Below are 5589 nucleotides of genomic sequence, written 5' to 3'. Positions count from 1 at the left end.
AGCTTAGTGTAATCGGGCGCCTATAACAAATTACATAAAACAGTCTAATTCCATTAACGTTTCCAATACCATATCGATGCTCCTACTACCAAAAATCCTATTAACCAAGTCCACCAAGGAATATGTATCGGATCTTTATCAACGATACTTGAACCCTCTTCATGCTTGTTACTAGCCTTACTCATCCCCTTAACATTGGACGATGAGGTTATATCATTTGCCTTAATTATCGTCCTATCAAACTTAATCGGTATGAGCTGTGGATGTAGCGTAGCCTTAGTTGTTAATATCCCCGTCAATGGATCTAATGTCAACTGAACATCTACCAGATCGCTTTGTATAGCCATGATACCACTAACTAAGCTATCCTTATTTAAATATACCGGCTGCTGAACAACTTTACCAGGAACATTAATCACAGTATCTGCTTGTTCTTTAATCGTAGTAATGGTTTTATCAATAGTCAGCCCTACACTATCCCGCTTAGTTTCAGTTTGACTGGTAAGGATAGAATACTGTTTTGATTTGAACACCTTTCGGAATGCCCCGCAACCACTGCATGCAAGTAGGCCGATCACGAATAATAGGTAGACTATCCGTTTCATGGTTTTTCGATTATAACACCCAACTCCTGAAATATTGTATTTATACTATCGACTTTCGTATTGATTGGAACAACTACTCGTTGGTAGGGTTTCAATGGTTCAACGTAAATCGGTTTGGCCCCGGCCAACAATAATGCAAACAGGGGTAATATTAAAATCCATTTCATTTCTTGATTTTTTTATTGATGTATTTTTCTTTAAATGAATTAACTGTTTCATTGAGTTTTCTAAATGAAGTATCTGCAGTTTTATTTAAACTATCTTGTTGGGCTTGTATGGGAAGCATCTGCTCAGTAACCTTTGAGTTCACGCGTTGCTCAACGGCCTTGTTGATCTTTTCATTGAGGGTGGTGATATCAGCAATTCTCAATTGTTGCAAATCATTGTTGATACTGAACTGCCAGAAGTTTAAAGCAACAGAGAGAATGAGAATAGTCCCTTGGACGTTCTTTTGTATTGCTCCAAACAAGCGGTCAAACATCCGTTCGATCCATGCACCTTTACGATCGATCATATCTTGTTTGCTACCAGGGACAGGGGATTGATTTTCTTCCATTAGGCCTCACTAAGTTTAGCCGGTGTTCCGTCTAGGTTTGCGTAATAATGTTTTTTAACTCCCAATGGCTGGCTTGAATTCCATATTGCCCTGCGAGCATGAGTTACCTCTGATTTTAGCATCCATCCAGGGCATACCATATTTGACTGATTACCGCCATAAGTACGAAAGTATTTATCGTTCTCGCCAATACAATAGGTCACATGATTACCACCAACCCTGCTTTTAATCAATGTATCGCCAACGCATACGTCTTTAATCTCTACTTTTCGTCCCCAAGTAGCCCACCAAATAGCAGCAGCAACTTGTGGAGCAGGCAATTTTAACCAGCCTGATCTAAGGGCACAAATACCTTTAAAAACGCCACACCAGGGCGACTCATCGGTTTTGATCCAACCAAATATCCCTAACTCTTTTAGCCATCCAATAATTGTTGGGTTATGCTTTTCCCCTGCAATTTCGGTTAACCCATTATGTCGTAATGCTTCTTGTAATTCCTTAGGAAGGTTAGGCTCTGTATTTAGCCATGAATCTATGCCAGTAAATAATTTTCCCATTGTATAAACCACCTTTTTAGGTGTTACACAAATTTACCTCCACGAACCTAACTATACGGATTGTGAGGCTTACTTGAAAGTGTTGGTAAGTTTAAAGCTTGGCTAACTCAATACCCAATTCATTCAGAACCCTCTTTGCGAGTTCATTATCCTTTTGAGTCCAGGTTCTTCCATCGGTTCCGTTTAACTTCCTGCTAAGATAAGTCTTTGCTGATTTATTATCAGGCCACATCTTTCTTGCAATGTATCCTAAATCCACGGCTGTTTGTTCAATAATGTACTTTTTGAAGTCCATATTCAAATATAGCAAATACATCTGTGAAAATAAAGTTTCACAAACACTTGATAATGTGAAACAATAGTTGCACATTTAATCTATGAAAACAATTGTATTAGCAGTATGTGTGATTCTAGGTGTTACCAGCTGCGAAAAGAAATGCGATAAGCCAGAAATTAATAGCGATGCTGTGCATAAAGTGATTAATAGTAAGAAGATATCTTAAGTTGGACTTGTTATCAAACCATTTTTCACTCTTAGGAAAGCGTTTGTACCAACGCCATTCAAATACTCGATATCGCCAGTGAAAACCGGATCTCCATCTAAAGTTATATCTCCACCTATTTCTACGTTGCCTGCAACAGTGAAATCTCCTGTCGTGGTAATGCCGTCCTTTGATATTGTTGTTTGTTCTGCATCATCAAAGCCTGCCTTAAACACTCCATTTGTAGAAATCTCTTTTCTTCCGAATGTTGAATATCCATTAGCATCTGTAGGAGAAACTCCAACCGACACTCCGGGCCCTAAAATAGCATAGGTATATCTAAACTCCCCAGGTGTTCCTGTTGGTTTCTTCCATAAGTAATCCTTGGGATATGACCCATCTGGATTTAGTACTGGTGCATCATATGTCTGATATGTCCCCTCGATAGCACTATCATCATCCAACTGTATCAACACCTGCTCCAAGGCATTGTATATCTCTATATTATTCTCTGATTCCAGTATCTGTACCCGCTTTCCTGTGGCTTTGGTCCTAAGGTTTTGAACAATTAAATCAATAAACTCAGCAGAAGTAGCTATTATTTTACCGTTCAACACCACCCCCTCCTCAGTAAATGCGATTTGAGCCAATATATTTTGAAAGTTGAAGGTGCCCTTATCAAGGTTAATATTGCTTACTCCATTATTGGCCACAATCTCACCGGTTGCAATTTGCCCACCAGTAACCCTTGTATACCCCCTTAACGAAGTAAAAAACCTATCACCATCGATAATCGAACTTATCACCCCAAACGGGAAGTAATATAACAAAGGATCCGATTCAACAGCAATCTTAGTAGGCGACTTTATGACCTGAGCACTATTGGCAGCCCGTGAAGCACGTATATAAATATAGTATGGAATATCATCTACAAGGCTGGCTGTTAGTCCTGTCACATCCCAAATACCTTTATGCTCAGTATACTGTTCATGAAACACATGTCCATCAGTAGCAATGAAATCTGTTAGGGTTGTGGTACTGGTTATATTAGTTTGATACGCCCCTCCATCAACAGTGATCAACAACATTTCCGCTTTCAACGTATCTAGCAATGTAGTCAACTGCATGGTAGTTTTCCAGTTCTCTCGGCTACGCTGAACATTCATGATCTTATTGAGGTTCAATGCTTTCTTAACCTTAGCAGTTTCATTGTATTGTCTTACGATCTCTGCAGAATTAACCACATCAGACAATTGCATGGATAGGTATTTGAACTCCTCATGCAAATCCCTAACATATCCAATCATCCGGATATCCTTGTTAAGTAACAAGTCAAGATCTTTCACCCCGTAGAAATCACCTAAGCGTAAAACAGTGCTATTTCGTTCAAAGTAGAAGTGGTCAGGCAATACTTCGTAAGCTGTTTTAGGTGGTGCATTTTTAGTTACATACTCTGCTCCTGCTGTCAATAACCTATTACTAGCATCAGTAACGTAGGAATCAGGCATTTCAATATCGAAGATGTAATACGTATCACCAACCTGTGGATGCAAAGTATCATTTGGCAGGGACTCTTTTTCTAAATCACTTTTAACAATGGTGATTTGCTTGGTAGTTGGATTATACCCCCCTTTTTGAATCTCAAAGTTGTAGCCGGTAAGTGAACCAGACAAGAATGAAATCTTAGCTGATAAACCTGGTAATAGTTGCTCATTGATATCAAAGTCTAAACCACTATCGCTGAATTTGAATATACCATCTATAGCGCTGATTGTACCTATTCGTTCCGGACGTATATCATCAAACACCACATCAGCCTCAATTTCATCAGGGCCGTATTTCGTACTCTGAATGAAGTCCATACCAGCAGGTAATTGTAATCGCTTCTGGCCAAACCTATAATCAGCAGGTAGGTTTTGAGTTGAACCTTGAACAAACAATCTGCTGAACACATTGCTTGAATCAACATTGGTTCTACGTAAGCCACCCTTTAATCCTTTATCATATCCGTATTCAAACTTATACCCCGTAACTTCACCGCGTTTTGCAAAATGAATAACCTGATTGGTTACGCTCCACTCTGTTTTAAAAGCCTCACAAATCTGGCTCATGGCTTGTAGAATGTTTTCTCCGGAGAAGGACAAAGTTTGCATTTCAGACTCATCACAATCCCCAATGGTCCAGCCAGCAAGGTTTCGATTGGCATTGACAACAATCATCGTCAGGAAGTCTAACAAAGTTCCCGTAAACTGCCACTCTATAACTTTAAGTTGGTTTTCGCCATCATATCCCCTGAACTTCCATTTGCTCAATTTATACCATTGCGCTTTGAAGGTTAGACTGTAGTCGAAATTTTGAGTGTGGTTTTTAGTTGGCTCAGCCAATTCATACAACTCATAACGTTCTCCCCATACATCAACATAATCCCCAATTTGGAAGTGAATAGCATTCGGTACATTGAAGGACATAGGCACAATATCCTTTGTCATGATCTCCTTTTCCTGCTGTCCAGTCGGCCTTATATTAGCAATCTCGTATGTATTTCGTTTGATGGAGTAGTTCACATACAAAAATACCTTTGGTATAAAGGGTAGAGGACTTGTGAAGCTTACTTGGAATGATTGGTAAGGAATGCGTATATTCAATACCTAATTCTAAATTAATGGAGGCCATATTTATAAGTAAAATTGATAATCTAATTATCAGAGAGCTTTTTTCTTTTACCCACATGGGTTTAACATATACTAATGATAAAAAACTTGTTGAGAATCTAACTACTAACAAATTATTTATTGAACAAATTGGCACTCAAGCGTACAAAAACCTAATGAATGCTGATTTTTTTATAATAAGGAAAGAGATTATACATGATGAAGAAAAGCTAATATTACCTGAAAGATTTCGTAAATTTTCTGAGGCGTCCAGAAGTTCCTTGCCCATCTTTTGGATGTTTACMGATAATAGCATTTTCTGTCCTTTTTCCGCGGTACTTCATCCGCTGTTCACCTCCACAAATTACACTCTTTMCCTTAATTCAAATGCATCAGGACTATTCGATAAGATAACATACAGACCAGAGCAGCTTATTGAACAGTTAATCCAATCTAAGCAGATTTTATCATTMAAACTACAAGAGTTTAAACGTCCAGATATTAAAAATCCGCATGAAGATGTCTTAGGAAAGATGATGGGCTCTAAAATAAGTTATCTTGATTTCACTAAGACGTCCAGAATGTTTCGAGCTTTCCTCTTTATAGACCATGCTAGAGATGCTACCTATCCCGTATTAAAAATATCGTTCTACGCAGGAGCATTAGAATGCTTATTCACAACGGACGGAAGCGAAATATCTCACAAAGTTGCTGAACGTGTAGCATTCTATATACATC

The 5589-nt window shown here is 38.6% G+C and carries 6 protein-coding genes; 1 reads left to right on the top strand and 5 read right to left on the bottom strand.

Annotated features, from left to right (window positions below):
- Nucleotides 1-53 precede the first annotated feature (53 nt).
- The 5 genes from AC1DG9_RS22440 to AC1DG9_RS22420 all read right to left on the bottom strand — a co-directional run bounded on the left by AC1DG9_RS22440 (nucleotide 54) and on the right by AC1DG9_RS22420 (nucleotide 4689).
- Nucleotides 54-605, bottom strand: a complete 552-nt coding sequence (locus tag AC1DG9_RS22440; RefSeq protein WP_477611981.1) for a hypothetical protein — start codon at nucleotides 603-605, stop codon at nucleotides 54-56.
- A gap of 163 nt (nucleotides 606-768) precedes the next feature.
- Entirely contained in the window at nucleotides 769-1161 is a 393-nt protein-coding gene (locus AC1DG9_RS22435; protein WP_477611980.1) for a hypothetical protein, read from the bottom strand.
- Nucleotides 1161-1718 (bottom strand): TIGR02594 family protein, encoded by a 558-nt coding sequence (locus AC1DG9_RS22430; RefSeq protein ID WP_477611979.1) that lies wholly within the window; start codon nucleotides 1716-1718, stop codon nucleotides 1161-1163. The genes AC1DG9_RS22435 and AC1DG9_RS22430 overlap by 1 nt, the downstream gene beginning before the upstream one ends.
- Nucleotides 1719-1809: 91 nt before the next feature.
- Complete coding sequence (locus AC1DG9_RS22425) at nucleotides 1810-2013, bottom strand: hypothetical protein (RefSeq protein ID WP_477611978.1); 204 nt, start codon at nucleotides 2011-2013, stop codon at nucleotides 1810-1812.
- A 204-nt stretch (nucleotides 2014-2217) separates the two neighbouring features.
- Nucleotides 2218-4689, bottom strand: coding sequence for a phage tail protein (locus tag AC1DG9_RS22420; RefSeq protein ID WP_477611977.1), 2472 nt, complete (start codon nucleotides 4687-4689; stop codon nucleotides 2218-2220).
- A gap of 128 nt (nucleotides 4690-4817) precedes the next feature.
- Between AC1DG9_RS22420 and AC1DG9_RS22415 the strand changes: the two genes are divergently transcribed.
- On the top strand, nucleotides 4818-5589 hold a 772-nt coding region (locus AC1DG9_RS22415), incomplete at its 3' end, for a hypothetical protein (protein ID WP_477635268.1).

Source organism: Pedobacter sp. 05L430, assembly GCF_056397585.1.
This window is presented reverse-complemented; position numbering and strand designations above follow the sequence as displayed.

Coding starts and splice junctions, on each gene's coding strand:
- AC1DG9_RS22425 (WP_477611978.1), bottom strand. CDS start 2,013: ATGGACTTCAAAAAGTACATTATTGAACAAACAGCCGTGGATTTAGGA.
- AC1DG9_RS22430 (WP_477611979.1), bottom strand. CDS start 1,718: ATGGGAAAATTATTTACTGGCATAGATTCATGGCTAAATACAGAGCCT.
- AC1DG9_RS22420 (WP_477611977.1), bottom strand. CDS start 4,689: ATGACAAAGGATATTGTGCCTATGTCCTTCAATGTACCGAATGCTATT.
- AC1DG9_RS22440 (WP_477611981.1), bottom strand. CDS start 605: ATGAAACGGATAGTCTACCTATTATTCGTGATCGGCCTACTTGCATGC.
- AC1DG9_RS22435 (WP_477611980.1), bottom strand. CDS start 1,161: ATGGAAGAAAATCAATCCCCTGTCCCTGGTAGCAAACAAGATATGATC.